Annotated in this window: 11 protein-coding genes, 2 tRNA genes and 1 pseudogene; 10 read left to right on the top strand and 4 right to left on the bottom strand. The window is 75.5% G+C overall.

Annotation, left to right across the window (positions count from 1 at the left end; translation table 11 throughout):
* Positions 1 to 79 precede the first annotated feature (79 nt).
* Positions 80 to 658 (top strand): TetR family transcriptional regulator, encoded by a 579-nt coding sequence (locus AB0L29_RS30725; RefSeq protein WP_365831746.1) that lies wholly within the window; start codon positions 80 to 82, stop codon positions 656 to 658.
* 33 nt (positions 659 to 691) lie between these two features.
* Here AB0L29_RS30725 and AB0L29_RS30720 read toward each other — a convergent pair whose 3' ends face one another.
* Positions 692 to 5,572, bottom strand: coding sequence for a PAS domain-containing protein (locus AB0L29_RS30720; RefSeq protein WP_365831744.1), 4,881 nt, complete (start codon positions 5,570 to 5,572; stop codon positions 692 to 694).
* Positions 5,573 to 5,980: 408 nt separating this feature from the next.
* Complete coding sequence (locus AB0L29_RS30715; RefSeq protein WP_365831742.1) at positions 5,981 to 6,529, bottom strand: SSI family serine proteinase inhibitor; 549 nt, start codon at positions 6,527 to 6,529, stop codon at positions 5,981 to 5,983.
* A gap of 177 nt (positions 6,530 to 6,706) precedes the next feature.
* On the opposite strand from AB0L29_RS30715, the gene AB0L29_RS30710 reads away from it, so the two are divergent.
* Together AB0L29_RS30710 and AB0L29_RS30705 are read left to right on the top strand one after the other, a co-directional pair.
* Positions 6,707 to 6,797, top strand: a tRNA-Ser gene (locus AB0L29_RS30710).
* Positions 6,798 to 6,981: 184 nt separating this feature from the next.
* A tRNA-Arg gene (locus AB0L29_RS30705) sits at positions 6,982 to 7,054 on the top strand.
* A gap of 216 nt (positions 7,055 to 7,270) precedes the next feature.
* On the opposite strand, the gene AB0L29_RS30700 is transcribed toward AB0L29_RS30705, so the two are convergent.
* Positions 7,271 to 7,702: a hypothetical protein gene (locus AB0L29_RS30700; RefSeq protein WP_365831740.1), complete on the bottom strand. Its 432-nt coding sequence runs from the start codon at positions 7,700 to 7,702 to the stop codon at positions 7,271 to 7,273.
* Positions 7,703 to 7,872: 170 nt separating this feature from the next.
* Positions 7,873 to 8,349 (bottom strand): MarR family transcriptional regulator, encoded by a 477-nt coding sequence (locus tag AB0L29_RS30695; RefSeq protein ID WP_365831738.1) that lies wholly within the window; start codon positions 8,347 to 8,349, stop codon positions 7,873 to 7,875.
* Between the two features lie 141 nt (positions 8,350 to 8,490).
* Between AB0L29_RS30695 and AB0L29_RS30690 the strand changes: the two genes are divergently transcribed.
* The 7 genes and pseudogenes from AB0L29_RS30690 (at position 8,491) to AB0L29_RS30660 (ending at position 13,938) form a co-directional block, all read left to right on the top strand.
* Positions 8,491 to 8,916: an HGxxPAAW family protein gene (locus AB0L29_RS30690; protein ID WP_365831736.1), complete on the top strand. Its 426-nt coding sequence runs from the start codon at positions 8,491 to 8,493 to the stop codon at positions 8,914 to 8,916.
* A gap of 96 nt (positions 8,917 to 9,012) precedes the next feature.
* Entirely contained in the window at positions 9,013 to 9,888 is an 876-nt protein-coding gene (locus tag AB0L29_RS30685) for a DUF2797 domain-containing protein (RefSeq protein WP_365831734.1), read from the top strand.
* A gap of 172 nt (positions 9,889 to 10,060) precedes the next feature.
* Positions 10,061 to 10,468: an antibiotic biosynthesis monooxygenase gene (locus tag AB0L29_RS30680; RefSeq protein WP_365831732.1), complete on the top strand. Its 408-nt coding sequence runs from the start codon at positions 10,061 to 10,063 to the stop codon at positions 10,466 to 10,468.
* Positions 10,461 to 11,098: pseudogene (locus AB0L29_RS30675) on the top strand (amidohydrolase family protein). The gene AB0L29_RS30680 and the pseudogene AB0L29_RS30675 overlap by 8 nt, the downstream one beginning before the upstream one ends.
* 134 nt (positions 11,099 to 11,232) lie before the next feature.
* Positions 11,233 to 11,973: a response regulator transcription factor gene (locus tag AB0L29_RS30670; RefSeq protein ID WP_365831730.1), complete on the top strand. Its 741-nt coding sequence runs from the start codon at positions 11,233 to 11,235 to the stop codon at positions 11,971 to 11,973.
* A gap of 131 nt (positions 11,974 to 12,104) precedes the next feature.
* Positions 12,105 to 12,332, top strand: a complete 228-nt coding sequence (locus AB0L29_RS30665; RefSeq protein WP_365831728.1) for a hypothetical protein — start codon at positions 12,105 to 12,107, stop codon at positions 12,330 to 12,332.
* Positions 12,333 to 12,435: 103 nt separating this feature from the next.
* The gene (locus tag AB0L29_RS30660; RefSeq protein WP_365831726.1) at positions 12,436 to 13,938 is read left to right on the top strand and encodes an MFS transporter; all 1,503 of its coding nucleotides are present in this window, start codon (positions 12,436 to 12,438) and stop codon (positions 13,936 to 13,938) included.
* Positions 13,939 to 14,020 lie beyond the last annotated feature (82 nt).

Below are 14,020 nucleotides of genomic sequence, written 5' to 3'. Positions count from 1 at the left end.
TGGCGGGAAAACAGTCTGCGACTGTCGGCGATTCCTTGTCAACCAAACAGTTGGTTGCTTGTCGCGCTACCCTGTCCCCATGGCAGCAAGGGACCCCGAGGCCACCAAGGCGCGCATCTTCGAGGCGGCGGTCGCCGAGTTCGCCCGGCACGGCATCGCGGGCGCCCGCATCGACCGCATCGCCGCCGAGGCGAAGGCCAACAAGCAGCTGATCTACGCCCACTTCGGCAACAAGGCGGAGCTGTTCGCCTCCGTCCTGGAGAAGAAGATGGTGGATCTCGCCGAGGCCGTCCCCGTCGACCCGGACGACATCGAGGGCTGGGCCGACCGGCTGATGGACTACCACGCCGCCCACCCCGAACTGCTGCGCCTGCTGTTCTGGGAGGGCCTGGAGTACGGCACGACGGAGCTGCCCCACGAGGAGGAGCGCCAGGAGCACTACGCCCGCAAGGTCGCCGCCCTGCAGGACGGTCAGGACCGGGGTGTCGTCACCGACGCCATCCCGGCGCAGGACCTGCTGCTCCTGCTGACCGCGGTGGTCAACTGGGCCGCGGTCGTCCCGCAGATGCGGCGCATCCTGGTCGGGGACCGGGAGACGGACCGGGACCGGCTGCGGGCGTCCGTGCGGGAGGCGGCCCGCCGTCTGGTCGCGCGCTGACGCCCCGGGAAGCCGACGCCCCGGACCGGCCGCTCAGTTGGTGCCGATCCGGGCCAGCAGGTCGACGATCCGTGCCTGCACCTCGTCGCTGGTGGACCGCTCCGCGAGGAACAGCACCGTCTCCCCGGAGGCGAGGCGCGGCAGATCGGCCTGGTCGACGGCGGCGGTGTAGACGACGAGCGGGGTGCGGTTGAGCTGTCCGTTCGCGCGCAGCCAGTCGATGATCCCGGCGTTCCCGGCCCGGCGCCGGTGTACTTGCATCAGGTCCATCACGACCAGGTTCGGCCGGAACTGCCCCGCCAGGGCCACCGCGTCCGCGTCGCTCGCGGCCCGCGCCACCTGCATCCCGCGCCGCTCCAGCGTCGCGGTCAGCGCCAGCGCGATCTCCGCGTGCTCCTCGACGAGCAGGACGCGCGGCGGGTGCTGCTCGCTGTCCCGCGGGGCGAGCGCCTTGAGGAGCACGGCGGGATCGGCGCCGTAGGCCGCGTCCCGCGAGGCCTGCCCGAGCCCGGCCGTGACCAGCACCGGCACCTCGGCCGCCACTGCCGCCTGCCGCAGCGACTGCAGGGCCGTGCGCGTGATCGGACCGGTCAGCGGGTCCACGAACAGCGCGGCGGGGAACGCCGCGATCTGCGCGTCGACCTCCTCGCGCGAGTGCACGATCACGGGCCGGTAGCCGCGGTCGCTCAGCGCCTGCTGGGTGCTGACGTCCGGCGCCGGCCACACCAGCAGCCGGCGCGGGTTGTCCAGCGGCTCGGGCGGCAGCTCGTCGTCCATCGGCTGCGGGCGCGGCGGGTCGGCCACCTCGACGGCCCCGCCGGGACCGTCCAGCGGCTCGGGGCCCTCGGCGGCGTTCTCGTCCGGCGCGCCGATGGCGTACGACCGTCCGGCGCCCTCGGTCGCCGGCGCGAGCCGGGACTGGCCGGCCGGCGAGTGCTGTGGCTGCGGCTGGGCCGGGGCCTGCGGCGGCTGCTCGGCCGGCGGCTGCGGACGGACGGCCTGCTCCGGGCGCGCGGTCTGTTCCGGGCGCGCGGCCGGGTCGGGCGGCGTACCGAGCTTGCGGCGCCGGCCCGAACCGCCCGGCTGGTGCGGCGCGGGCGTGGCCGACGACGGGTGCGGAGCGGGAACGGCCGCGGGCTGCTGCACCTGGGCCGCCTGCCGGTTGAACGGCACGCCCTGCCCCAGCGTCCGCACGCTGATCGCCCGCCCCTGCGTCGAGTTCGGATCGGCCGGCACCGCGGCCTCGGCGGGCAACGGCTGCGCCACCCGCTGCGCCTGCGCCGCCCCCTCGGGGGGCAGAGGACCACCGGGTGCGGGTGCGGGTGCGGGTGCGGGTGCGGGTGCGGGCTGGGCCGGGACCGGAGCGGGGGCGGCGGGCTGTGCCTGCGGGGCGACGGCTTGCGGCGGTACGGGCGTGCCGGCACCGGAGGTGTCGGTGACGGCGGGCCACGGCTGCGGGGCGGGGGTGCCCTGACCGGGGGCCGCCCCGGCGGGGAGCGGCTGGTCGGCGGGCTGCTCCGGCGCCGCGACCGGCGGCGCGGGCGCGACGGCACCCTGACCGGCGGGCGACTGCCCCGGGACGGCCTGCTGCGCGGGCATCCCGCCCTGCGCCGGGACGGCCTGCGGCTGCGGCTGGGGTTGAGGATGTGGCTGGGGCTGGGGCTGGGGCTGGGGCTGGGGAACCTGCCCGGGCACGGTCGCCCGCCCGACCTGACCGGCGGCGCCCTGCGGGGGCACGGCACCACCCTGAGCGGGTACGGCCCCGCCCTGCGGGGGAACCGGCACCCCTTGCGGGGAAGCCGGTACGCCCTGCGGCGGTACGGGCGCGCCCTGGGCGGGAACCACCGAGCCGTGCGGCGGAACGACGCCACCTTGCGGCGGGACCGGTGTCCCCTGCGGCGGGACCGGTGCTACCCCTTGCGGGGGAACGGGCGCGCCGTGCGGCGGCATCGCGGCGCCCTGGGCGGGAACCGCCACGCCGTGCGGCGGCACCGCCGTACCGTGCGTGGGTGTCCCCTCGCCCGGGCCGCCCTGCCCGGCGCCCGTCTGCCCGGTGACACCCTGGCCGGCCGCGGCCTGTCCGGGCACGCCCTGAGCCACGCCCGCCCGCACCGGCACCGCCGCCTGCTCGACGGCCTCCTGGGCGGGGACGCCTTGTACGGCAGGTCCGTGCGCGGGGGCTCCCTGCGCCCCGGGCCCCGGTGCCACCGCTCCCTGCCCGCCGGTCGCCTGCGCGGGAACGCCCTGCGCCGGCACCGCCTGCGGCTGCGCTCCCTGCGGCTGCACGCCCTGGGCCGGCGTCCCGGCCGCACCCGCCGGCTGGGCGGCGGCCCGACGGCGGCGGCCCGTCGGCGCGCTCGTGGGGTGCGGCTGCGGCGGGGTGTGGTCGTCGGACTGGTCGTGCGGTACGGCATCGTGCCGGCCGTCCTCGAGCAGCGCGTCACCGGAAGCGGCCGGGCCGGGCACCGGCACCGGCCCCTGCGCCTGCCGGACGTGTCCCTGCCCGTCACCGACCGGGCCGTCACCGGGCGCCGGACCGGCCGGCTCCGCCGGGGGCACCGCCTGCGGTGCCTGGTCCGCCTCGGCCGGCGGCAGGGCGAACACCGTGCGCGGCGCCGCCTCCTGGGCGGCGGCCCGCTCGTTCGCGGCGGCCAGGGCACGCCGACGACGCCCCGTCGGCTGGGGCTGCGCCTGCGGAACCTGGGGCGTCCCGGCCTCGCCGGACGGCGCGGGCAGCGCCGGAGGCAACGCGTGCTGCTCGCCCGTGTCACGCCTGGCGCGCCGCCCGGAGGGCACGGGCACGCCCTGCGGCGGCACCGTCCCGCCCAGCCCCGTGCCCGAGGCGGCGGTCCCGGCGGCGTGTTCGGCGGCCGTGACCACGGCACCCTCGGCGACCCCCGGAGCCGTACCCGCGTCACCCGTCTCACCCGCGCCGGCGTCCTCGGCCGGCCGTCCGCGCCGCCGCCCGGTACCGCCGGAGGCCACCGCGTCCTCGGCGGGCGCCTGGGCCGGCACGGCCGGCTCCCCGGCCGCCCGCCGCCTGCGCCGCCCGGTCGGCACGGCGACCTCCGCACCGGAGCCGCCGGCACCCTCGGTGCCCTCGGCACCCTCGGCCCCGCTCTCCAGGAAGGCGTCGACGGACGCCCGCCGTGCCCGGCGCCGCCCGCCACCGGAGGTCTGCCCGGCGGCGGCCTCCTCGGCCGCCGGCGCCGGCGCTTGGGCCGGGGCCGGGGCATCGGCGGGAACGGCCCCCGCCCCACCCCCGATCGGCACTTCGAGCACGTACGCACTGCCGCTCATGCCCGGCACCTCGTGCGTCTGCAGCACGCCGCCGTGGGCCCGCACGATCCCGCGCACGATCGGCTCGTGCACCGGGTCGCCCCCGGCGTACGGTCCGCGCACCTCGATCCGTACGACCTCGCCTCGCTGCGCCGCCGCCACCACGACGGTGTTGTCCATGTAACCGCCCGCCGAGACGGGCGCGTTGCCGGTCGCGTCGACGCCCGCGACGTCGGCGACCAGGTGGGCGAGGGCGGTGGCCAGCAGCCGCGGATCGACCTCGGCCTCGATGGGCGGCGCGTGCACGGCGAACTGCACCCGCCCGGGCCCGACCAGCTCGACGGCCCCGTCGACACCGGAGGCGACGACGGCGTCGAGCATCACCTTCGTACGGGAGACCTGCTCGCTGCCGGTGTCCAGCCGCTGGTACCCGAGGACGTTGTCGATGAGGGTGGTGATGCGCGAGTAGCCCGCCGACAGGTGGTGCAGCACCTGGTTGGCCTCGGGCCACAGCTGCCCGGCGTCGTCGGCGGCCAGCGCCGACAGCTCGCGGCGCAGCTCCTCCAGGGGACCGCGCAGCGAACGGCCCAGCAGCGTGAGGAGCTGCTCGTGCCGGGCGGCGAGGGCCTCGTACCGGTCCTTCTCCCGCTCGCCGAGCGCGGCGTAGCGCTCCTCGCCCGCGGCGAGTTCCTCCGCGTGCTTCTCGCGCAGCTCCTCCAGTTCGGTGACGTGCTGCTGGCGCAGGGCGGTGAGCTCGGAGGCGTGCTCCTCGGCGATCCGCTCCAGCTCCTCGGCATGGCTCTTCTCGGCCGCCTCCTTCTCCTCGACCAGCGCGTCGTACGGCCGCCGGTCGGTGAAGGTCATCACGGCGCCGACGAGCTGGTCGCCGTCGCGCACGGGCGCGGTCGTCAGGTCGACCGAGACCTTCTCCCCGTTCTTGGCGAAGAGCACCTGCCCGCGCACCCGGTGCTTGCGCCCGGACCGCAGGGTGTCGGCGAGCGGCGACTCGTCGTAGGGGAAGGGGGACCCGTCGGCACGGGAGTGCAGCACGAGGGTGTGCAGCTCCCGCCCGCCGAGATCACTGGCGCGGTAGCCCAGGATCTGCGCGGCGGCCGGGTTGACCAGGACGATCCGCCCGTCGGTGTCGGTGCCGACGACGCCCTCGGCCGCGGCCCGCAGGATCATCTCGGTCTGCCGCTGCGAACGCGCCAGCTCCGCCTCGGTGTCGACGGTCCCGGACAGGTCGCGGACCACGAGCATGAGCAGCTCGTCGCCGGCGTAGCTGTAACCGTCGTAGGCCTGCTGCCCGTTCTCCAGATTCGCACTGGTGACCTCGACCGGGAACTCGCTCCCGTCGGTCCGCCGCGCGATCATCCGGGTCGGCTTGGTCCTGGCCCGCGGGTCGATGTGGTCGGGCCGCCGCATGGAGCCGGGAATGAGCTTGGAGTCGAACTGCGGCAGCAGATCCAGCAGCCCGCGTCCCACCAGAGCCGTGCCGGGCGCCTCGAACGCCTCCAGGGCGATGGTGTTGGCGTTGACGACGGTCCCGTTGGCGTTGACCAGCACCAACGCGTCGGGAAGCGCGTCCAGTATGGCTGCGAGGCGAGCAGCGCCTCGGGATGGCCTGCTGCTCACGAGACGCTTCCTCCCTGTTACCGCACCTTGCCGACCGCTCGGGCCATCTTGCCAACCGGCCCGCAGCGTGTCACGCGAGGGAGTCTAAGGGCTGGGGTTGCGCTCGCGACGCCGGATGAGAGGGAGCTCGCACGACGAGGTGACGCGGAAGCGACCCCCGCGCGGCGCGCGACCCCGGTCCGCCGCCCGCGCGCCCGCCGACTGCCTGCACCGACGTCGCCGGACCTTCGCGAGACCTTTACGCACTCCGTCCCCGGGGTCCTCGTTTCGGACGTTCTGAGTCGAACGGTGCGCCGGGGCTCCCGCCGGACCCGTACGGCGCACGGAGCGCACGGACGTACGGCCCGTGCGCCCCCGGCGGTCCCGCGGACGCTCACGGGCCCGCCCGCGCCGGTAGGCCGCCCCGGCCTACCGGCGCTGTGCGGAGCCGGCCCCCGAGCCGATCCCGGGCAGCAGCGGTACCAGCCGGTCCCAGCGGTCGATCTCGCATCCGTCGCTGCGGTCGTACGTCGCGTCGACGGGGCGCCCCGCCCAGGTGCCGGTGACGCGCGCGGTGGCCGAACCGCCGTACTGCATGGTGCAGACGCTGCCCTCGGGCACGGGGGCGAAGACGTCCCGGCCCCACAGCGTGTTCCGCTCGACGGCGCCGCACGCGCCGTCCGGATCGGGGTGGCTGCCCCCTCCGGGGCGGCAGTACAGCTCGAACGTCCCGTCCACGCCGCGGCCCGCGCCGCGCACGGTGACGGTGAGGTGGTCCCGGTCGCCCCGGCCCCCGTCACGGGCCGACGGCACCGGCGTGCCGGCGGAGGGCGCGGCGGACGCGGCCGGGGGCGCGGCGGACAGCGAGGCGACGGCGGCGACGGAGGCGGCGGCGCCGGCGACGAGACGCCGCAGCACGGGGCGGGCGGCGGGCCGGGAAGCGGGCCGGGGCGCACCCCGGCGGTTGACCTGAGACATGACCTGACTAACGCGGCGGCGCCCCGGACGTTGCGCGCCCGCCCTCCGCGCGGCGGAAAGGGCTTTGCCCTGCGGCCTTCCCGCCTAGTACCGTGGGGGGCGATTGGTGACAGCACGCTCGACTGTGTCATCATCGGCACGCACCACTCACTCGCGCTCGCGCGGGAGGTTGTGCCTGGAGGCGTCGCCTAGTCCGGTCTATGGCGCCGCACTGCTAATGCGGTTTGGGCCTTAAAGCCCATCGAGGGTTCAAATCCCTCCGCCTCCGCACCTCGTACGAAGCCCCGGTCCCGTGGACCGGGGCTTTGTCGTCTCCTCGGCGCGTCCCGGCGTTTTCGCAGGTCACAAGGGGTGCGGCCAACGGATTTCACATGGCGGCGGCAGTCATGTAATGTTCTTCCTGTCGCCGCGAGCGGGCCGGAAGGGCCGGGAGCGGCGAAAAAACAGAACAAGCACTCGTAGCTTAACGGATAGAGCATCTGACTACGGATCAGAAGGTTGCAGGTTCGAATCCTGCCGAGTGCGCAGTAACCCAGAGGCCCTGTGGATCGCTCCACAGGGCCTCTGGCGTTTTTCTCGACGGCGCTGTGCGACGCGGCGTCGGACGGCGACCGCCCGGAGGGCGGGTGGCGGCCGGGGGAGGCGGCGCATGAGTGGCGGGGGCTCCTTCCCGGCGTGAGAGTGGGAACTACGGGCAGTGGCCGGGCGCAGGCGAAGGCGCTCGGCCGCTGCCCGCAGCCGTCAGGACGAAACCTCACGGCGTGGCGCGCACAGGGCCCAGATGACGAAGCCGTCGATGACGATGAGCACGATCGACCAGACCGGCGCGTAGGGCAGCCACACGAAGTGGGCCACCATGCTCAGCCCGGCGAGCGCGACGGCCACGGCGCGGGCCCAGATCGCTCCGGTGAACAGGGCGAGGCCGGCGGCGGTCACCACGATGCCGAGGAGCAGGTGCAGCCAGCCCCAGCCGGTGAGACTGAACGCGTAGGTGAAGTCCGGGGTGGCGACGAAGACGCCGTCCCCGGCGATGGCGGCGATCCCCTCGAAGATCGCCATGATCCCGCCGAAGATCATCAGGACGGCGGCCGCTGCGGTCCATCCCGTCGCCCAGGCGCTCCGTGCTTCCCAGCCGGTGCGGTGGTGGCGTGTCCCGCTGACGTTGCCGGTCATTCGTTCGCCCTTCGCGGAAGGAGGCCGCACCTGCCGTCCGTGCCCCGAGCGCCGCGACCTCCCTTCAAGGCTTGCACCGCCCGGGCCGCCCGGCACGTCGGCGGCGCGGCCCGGGAACCGGTGGTCGCACACGGGAGCGCGTGCCGGGAGGGCGGGGGCGGGCCCGGGCCTCACTCGCTCCGGCCGCGCTCCTCCAGATACGCCGCGGCCAGGGCGCCCGCCCGGGTGAACCAGTCGTGCAGGACGGCGATCTCGTCCGGGGTGTAGTCGGCGAAGAGGGCGGTGAGGCGGGCGTAGTACGGCTCGTACACCTCGCGGACGCGGGCCACCGCGGCCGGTTCGGCGGCCACGCGGACGCGGCGGCGGTCCGTGGGGTCGGGGCGGCGGGTGATGTAGCCGGCGCGTTCCAGCCGGTTGAGGATCCCCGTCACCGCGCCCGTCGTGACGTGGGCGCGTTCCGCCAGGTCGCCGGCGGTCGGCAGGTTCTCGCCGGCCTCCAGGACGAAGGCGAAACAGGTGAGGTCGGTGACGTTCAGGCCCAACTGCTGGGCGATCTCGTGCTGGCCCACCAGGTGGGTCGCGATGAGGCGGTCCATCGCCGACAGGGCCTGCTCCGGGGTGGCGGCCGGACGCGGCTTGGCTTGCATGTCAGCGAATCCCTTACTTCGTGAGAGTTTTTATGTTAAATTGCTTACGTCGTGAGGCATCGGGTTCCGGGACTGCGCCCGGTGACGCGGTGGCTCGTGCGGCGCGGCGGCCGCGCCGGGTGCGGCGCCGGAAGGAGAGACGTGAGCGCACATCAGTATGACCACGGGCACACGGTCGCAGGATGGGTCGGTTTCGGTGTCGCGGCCGTCGGGACGGTGCTGCTGGGGGCCGGGGTGTGCCTGGTCTCCGGACCGCTCCTGGTCGCGGGGCTCGTCGTCGAGGTGGCGGCACTCCTGGTCACCTGGGTGCTGCACCTCGCCGGCTGGGGCAAGCCGTCGGGGCTGCGGCCCAGGGAGCAGTGGGGGTGGCGGGTGAGGGACCCGGGCGCGCGCGAGGGGCACGCCGACTGTCTGGGGTGCCGGCTGGCCGGGCGGCGGCCGGAGCGTGCCGCGGCCGAAGCGGGCGCGGGCGCGACGGTCGCGGCCGTCGCCGACGGGCGGAGGGCTCGCGCAGCGACGCCGGTGAGGACGGGGGAGGCGGAGCCCGTGGGGGCCGGGGAGGGCTGAACCCGCGGGCTGGGAAAGGCCCCGGGGCGGGCCCTGACGGCTTCGGCCGCCGCTGCGAGGAGCCGTTGTCAGTGCCGGGTCCTAGTCTCGGAAGCGATGGGACGGACGTGGGCGTGCTCGGGGCTGCGGTGGTCGGCGGACGGTCCCGTGCTGGCATGGGAGGGCGGGCGGCGCACTGCGCTGACCTGGGGGAAACGGGTGGCCTTCGGGGTCGCGGAGGGGGGTGCGCGGACCTGTGCCGGGGCGCGGGGACACCCGTGTCCGGTGCGGGCGGGCGTGCCGGCGCGGAGCACGGGGGCGCGGTGCGAGGAGTGCGCGCGGCTGGACCGGGCGCACTCCGTGGCCGCCGACACGCTCACCGACGACCCGCGGCCGTACCACGTCTATCTGGCGTGGTTCGGGCCCGGCATGACCAAGGTCGGGATCACGGCGGTCGAGCGGGGGCGGGCGCGGCTGCTGGAACAGGGCGCCGTCTGCTTCAGCTGGCTGGGGGCCGGGCCGCTGATGGCCGCGCGGCGGGCCGAGGAGCTGCTGCGTGCCGCGCTGCGGGTGCCCGACCGCATCCCGTACGCCCGGAAGCGGGCGGTACGGTCCGCGCTGCCCGCGCCGGAGGCGGCGCGCGCGGCCGAGATCGCGGAGCTGCACGCGCGGGCGGTGTCGCTCGGGGGATGGCCGCAGACGCTGGTGCCCCGGCCGTTCCGGCCCGTGGACCACGTCCGGGTGTTCGGGCTCGCGGATCTCGCGCCCGCGGCCGGGGAGGTGACGGAGCTGGTCCCCGGCGGCGCGGTGAGCGGGGAGCTGGTGGCGGCCGCCGGACCCGACCTGCACCTGGCGACGGAACGCGGGGTGGTCGTGCTCGACACGCGGCTGATGCGCGGGTGGGGGCTGGTGCCCGCCGGGAAGGACACCGGGTTCGCCGTGCCCGTACGGGAGTTCCGGGAACCGGCGGGTGCGCAGGAAGAGCTGTTCTGAAGCCCTCGGTCCTCCGGCCCTCGCCCCAGCCCCCACCCTCACCCCGCCCCCTTCCCCATGCCGCTCCGGTGCGGGGTCCCGCGGCTGCTCCCGGCAAAGGGACGGATCCCGTTCGGATCCCTTTCGGCAAGGGAGTGGACCCGGCACGCGGGCGGGCCCGATCGTGGGTGACATGAGCGATCACCCCATGGCACCTGTCGACCCCCTCGGCGCCGCCACCCCCGTCGCGGCGCACGAACCGCCGTACTACGCCGTCGTCTTCACCTCCGTGCGCACGGAGGGCGACGGCGGCTACGGCGAGACCGCCGAACGCATGGAGGAACTGGTCCGGGAGATACCCGGCTTCCTCGGGCTGGACCACGCGCGGAGCCCGGGCGGGCTGTCGATCACCGTCGGCTACTTCCGGGACGCCGACGCCATCGAGGAGTGGCGGAGCGACGCGGAGCACCGCGCGGCCCAGGAGAAGGGGCGCGAGCACTGGTACGAGCGGTACACCCTGCACGTCGCCAGGGTCGAGCGCAGCCACGGGTTCGTGCGGGGAACCCGGCCCCGGGAGCAGGGGCCGCGCGGACATGGGTGACGGACCGGTGAGCGGGGAGGCGGAGGAGGTCCGGCGCTTTCGTGAGCGGACCGGCCTCCCGGGCCTCGTCGACGTCCACGCCCACTTCATGCCCGGGCGCGTCCTGCGCAAGGTCCGGAACTACTTCGACGCGCTCGGGTCTTCAAGGCGCACGTGCAGGTGGGGGCGTACGACCCGGCCGACGAACTCCTCGACGACGTGTGGGGGCTGCTCGCCGAGGCCCGGATCCCCGTGGTGACCCACTGCGGCTCCGGGCCCGCGCCCGGCAGGCACACCGGGCCCGGGCCGGTCGCCCGGGTGCCGGCGCGCCACCCCCGGCTGCGGCTGGTGGTCGCGCACCTGGGCATGCCCGAGTACGAGGACTTCCTCGGCCCCGCCGAGCGGTACGGGGACGTGCGGCTGGACACCACCATGGCGTTCACCGACTTCGGCGAGGGGCTGATGCCGTTCCCCCGACGGGCCCTGCCCCGGCTGACCGGGCTCGGCGACCGGATCCTGCTCGGCTCGGACTTCCCCGACATCCCCTATCCGTACGTCCACCAGCTGCACGCCCTGGAACGGCTCGGCCTCGGCGAGGGGTGGCTGCGGGCGGTGTGCCACGACAACGCGGCCCGGCTCTTCGCGCTGTGAGCCCCGGGGGGTCGCCGAGCCCCGCGGTGCCCCGGGGCCTCCCCGTCGTTCCCCGGGGAGCGGGCGTGCGTTTCTCAGAGAAATCACAGGGTGCCGAAAGGGTGCTCTCAGAGCCCTCCGGCATCGTGCGGAGCATGACCACGACCTCGCCCCAGGGGCGCACCGAACTGCTGAGGCCGGACGGGAGTCCCGTCCGGGTGCTGGTGGTGGACGACGAGGCGCCGATCACCGAGCTGCTGTCCATGGCCCTGCGCTACGAGGGCTGGCGGATCCGCACCGCGGGGGACGGCCAGGGCGCCGTGCGGGCCGCGCGCGAGTTCCGGCCCGACGCCGTCGTGCTGGACATGACGCTGCCGGACATGGACGGGCTGGCCGTGCTCGGCCGGCTGCGCCGCGAACTGCCGGACGTGCCCGTGCTGTTCCTGACCGCCAGGGACGCCGCCGAGGACCGCGTCGCCGGGCTGACCGCCGGCGGTGACGACTACGTCACCAAGCCCTTCGGCCTGGAGGAGGCCGTCGCGCGGCTGCGCGGGCTGATCCGCCGCTCCGGGGCCGCCGACCGGCGCTCCGGCTCGCTGCTGGTCGTCGGCGACCTCACCCTCGACGAGGACAGTCACGAGGTCACCCGGGGCGGGGACGCCGTCCACCTGACCGCCACCGAGTTCGAGCTGCTGCGGTTCCTCATGCGCAACCCGCGCCGGGTGCTCAGCAAGGCGCAGATCCTGGACCGGGTGTGGTCGTACGACTTCGGCGGGCAGGCCAACGTCGTCGAGCTGTACATCTCCTACCTGCGGCGGAAGATCGACGCCGGGCGCGAGCCGATGATCCACACCCGGCGCGGCGCCGGTTACCTGATCAAGCCCGCGGCGTCGTGACCGGGCGGCGGCCGCGCACGCGGCCGCGCCGGCGGGCCGCGCACCCCGCGGACGCGGCCCGCCGTCGCGTCCCCGGCGCCGATCGCCGCGGTGCGCGCGGTGACCGGGGCCGTGACCGCACCGGCGACCCGGTGCCGGCGGCCGGCGGCACCGGCCCGTCCCCCACGCCGGCGCAGTTCAGGAAGTACGCGCGGGCGGGCGGGAGCCACTGCTTCGCCGCGAACGGCACCGATGGCCGCGCGGGCGGCGGCGGTGACGGCGCCTCCGCCCGGGTCACCGAGTGGGCCGAGGCCGGCTTCCGGCAGGTCACGGCGGGTTCGGTCGTCCTCCACGGCCTCGCGCGCAGGACGGGCGGCTGACGGCAGGCCGACGGTCGGCCGACGGGGAGGGCGGTGGCGCGGGCCACCGCCCTCCCCGTTTATGTGTTGTACGGCGTATGAGGGCTGTTCTACGGTGTACGGCATGACGACGTCCTCCCCGGAAGCGACCCAGGCGCACTCCCAGGGCCACCCCCAGCGCTGGCTGATCCTCGGTGTCATCTGCCTGGCGCAGCTCACCGTGCTGCTCGACAACACCGTCCTGAACGTCGCCATCCCCTCGCTGACCCGCGAGATGGACGCGGCGACCTCCGACATCCAGTGGATGATCAACGCGTACTCGCTGGTGCAGTCCGGTCTGCTGCTCACCGCGGGCAGCGCCGCCGACCGCTACGGCCGCAAGAAGATGCTGCTCACCGGCCTGGCGCTGTTCGGCATCGGCTCGCTGGTGGCCGGACTCGCCCAGACCACCGGCCAGTTGATCGCGGCGCGGGCCGGCATGGGCGTGGGCGGCGCGCTGCTGATGACGACCACCCTCGCCGTGGCGATGCAGATCTTCACCACCGAGGAGCAGCCCAGGGCGATCGGCGTCTGGGCCGCCGTCAACTCCCTGGGCTTCGCGGCGGGACCGCTGATCGGCGGCTTCATGCTCGACCACTTCTGGTGGGGCGCGATCTTCCTGGTCAACCTGCCGGTGGCGGCGCTGGGCCTGGTGGCCGTCGTGGCCCTGGTTCCCGAGTCGAAGAGCCCCCAGGGCGACCGCCCCGACCTGCTCGGCGCGCTCCTCTCCACGATCGGCATGACCTCGCTGGTGTACGCGATCATCTCCGGCCCCGGGCACGGCTGGACCTCCGGCCGGGTGCTGCTCACGGCGGGCGTCGCGGCCGTGGTCCTGGGCGCCTTCGCGTACTGGGAGAGCCGCGTCCCGTACCCCATGCTCGACCCGCACTTCTTCCGCAACCGGCGGTTCACGGGCGCGGTCGCCGGCGCGGTGCTGATCGCCTTCGGCATGGGCGGGGCGCTGTTCCTGCTCACCCAGCACCTGCAGTTCGTCCTCGGGTACGGCGCCCTGGAGGCGGGCCTGCGGACCGCTCCCCTGGCCCTGACGATCGTCGCCCTCAACTTCTCGGGCGTGGCGGCGAAGTGGACGGCGAAGCTCGGGGTGCCGGTCTCCATCGCGCTGGGCATGACGCTGATGTCCGGCGGGCTGGTGTCCATCGCCACGCTGGCCGAGCACGGCTACCCGGGCACCCTGCTCGGCCTGGTCCTGATCGGGGTGGGCGGCGCGATCGCCAGCCCCGCCATGGCGCACGCCGTGATGAGCGCGATCCCCCGGGAGAAGGCGGGCGTGGGCGCCGGCGTCAACGGCACGGTGGCGGAGTTCGGCAACGGGCTGGGCGTCGCGGTGCTCGGGGCGGTGCTCACCTCCCGCTTCGCGGCGCTGGTCCCGGTGGCGGCGAGCAGCCTGCCGGCGGCGCTGGCGTCGGCGGGGTCGGCCGGGGAGCGGGAGCGGATCATCGACGCGTTCTCCTCCGGGCTGGAGACCAGCCTGCTCGTGGGGGCGCTGGCCGTCCTGCTCGGGGGACTGCTCGCGGCCGCGCTGCTGCGCAGGGCGGAGCGGGCGGACTCGCGGGCGGCGGGCGCCTGAGGGATCGGCCGGCTGGGTAGTCGTGCGGCTGCGGCCCGCGGGTGGTCGATCGCGCAGGTCCCCGCCCTTTCGGAAGGGGCGC

It is taken from the genome of Streptomyces sp. NPDC052701, assembly GCF_040678355.1.
Taxonomy (GTDB): Bacteria; Actinomycetota; Actinomycetes; order Streptomycetales; family Streptomycetaceae; genus Streptomyces.
Note: the sequence above shows the minus strand (reverse complement) of the source record. Positions and strands in the feature narration are given on the sequence as shown.

Excerpts from the sequence above, each read along its gene's own strand:
- AB0L29_RS30725 (WP_365831746.1), top strand. The coding sequence starts at position 80 with ATGGCAGCAAGGGACCCCGAGGCCACCAAGGCGCGCATCTTCGAGGCG.
- AB0L29_RS30715 (WP_365831742.1), bottom strand. The coding sequence starts at position 6,529 with ATGTCTCAGGTCAACCGCCGGGGTGCGCCCCGGCCCGCTTCCCGGCCC.
- AB0L29_RS30700 (WP_365831740.1), bottom strand. The coding sequence starts at position 7,702 with ATGACCGGCAACGTCAGCGGGACACGCCACCACCGCACCGGCTGGGAA.
- AB0L29_RS30695 (WP_365831738.1), bottom strand. The coding sequence starts at position 8,349 with ATGCAAGCCAAGCCGCGTCCGGCCGCCACCCCGGAGCAGGCCCTGTCG.
- AB0L29_RS30685 (WP_365831734.1), top strand. The coding sequence starts at position 9,013 with ATGGGACGGACGTGGGCGTGCTCGGGGCTGCGGTGGTCGGCGGACGGT.
- AB0L29_RS30680 (WP_365831732.1), top strand. The coding sequence starts at position 10,061 with ATGAGCGATCACCCCATGGCACCTGTCGACCCCCTCGGCGCCGCCACC.
- AB0L29_RS30670 (WP_365831730.1), top strand. The coding sequence starts at position 11,233 with ATGACCACGACCTCGCCCCAGGGGCGCACCGAACTGCTGAGGCCGGAC.
- AB0L29_RS30660 (WP_365831726.1), top strand. The coding sequence starts at position 12,436 with ATGACGACGTCCTCCCCGGAAGCGACCCAGGCGCACTCCCAGGGCCAC.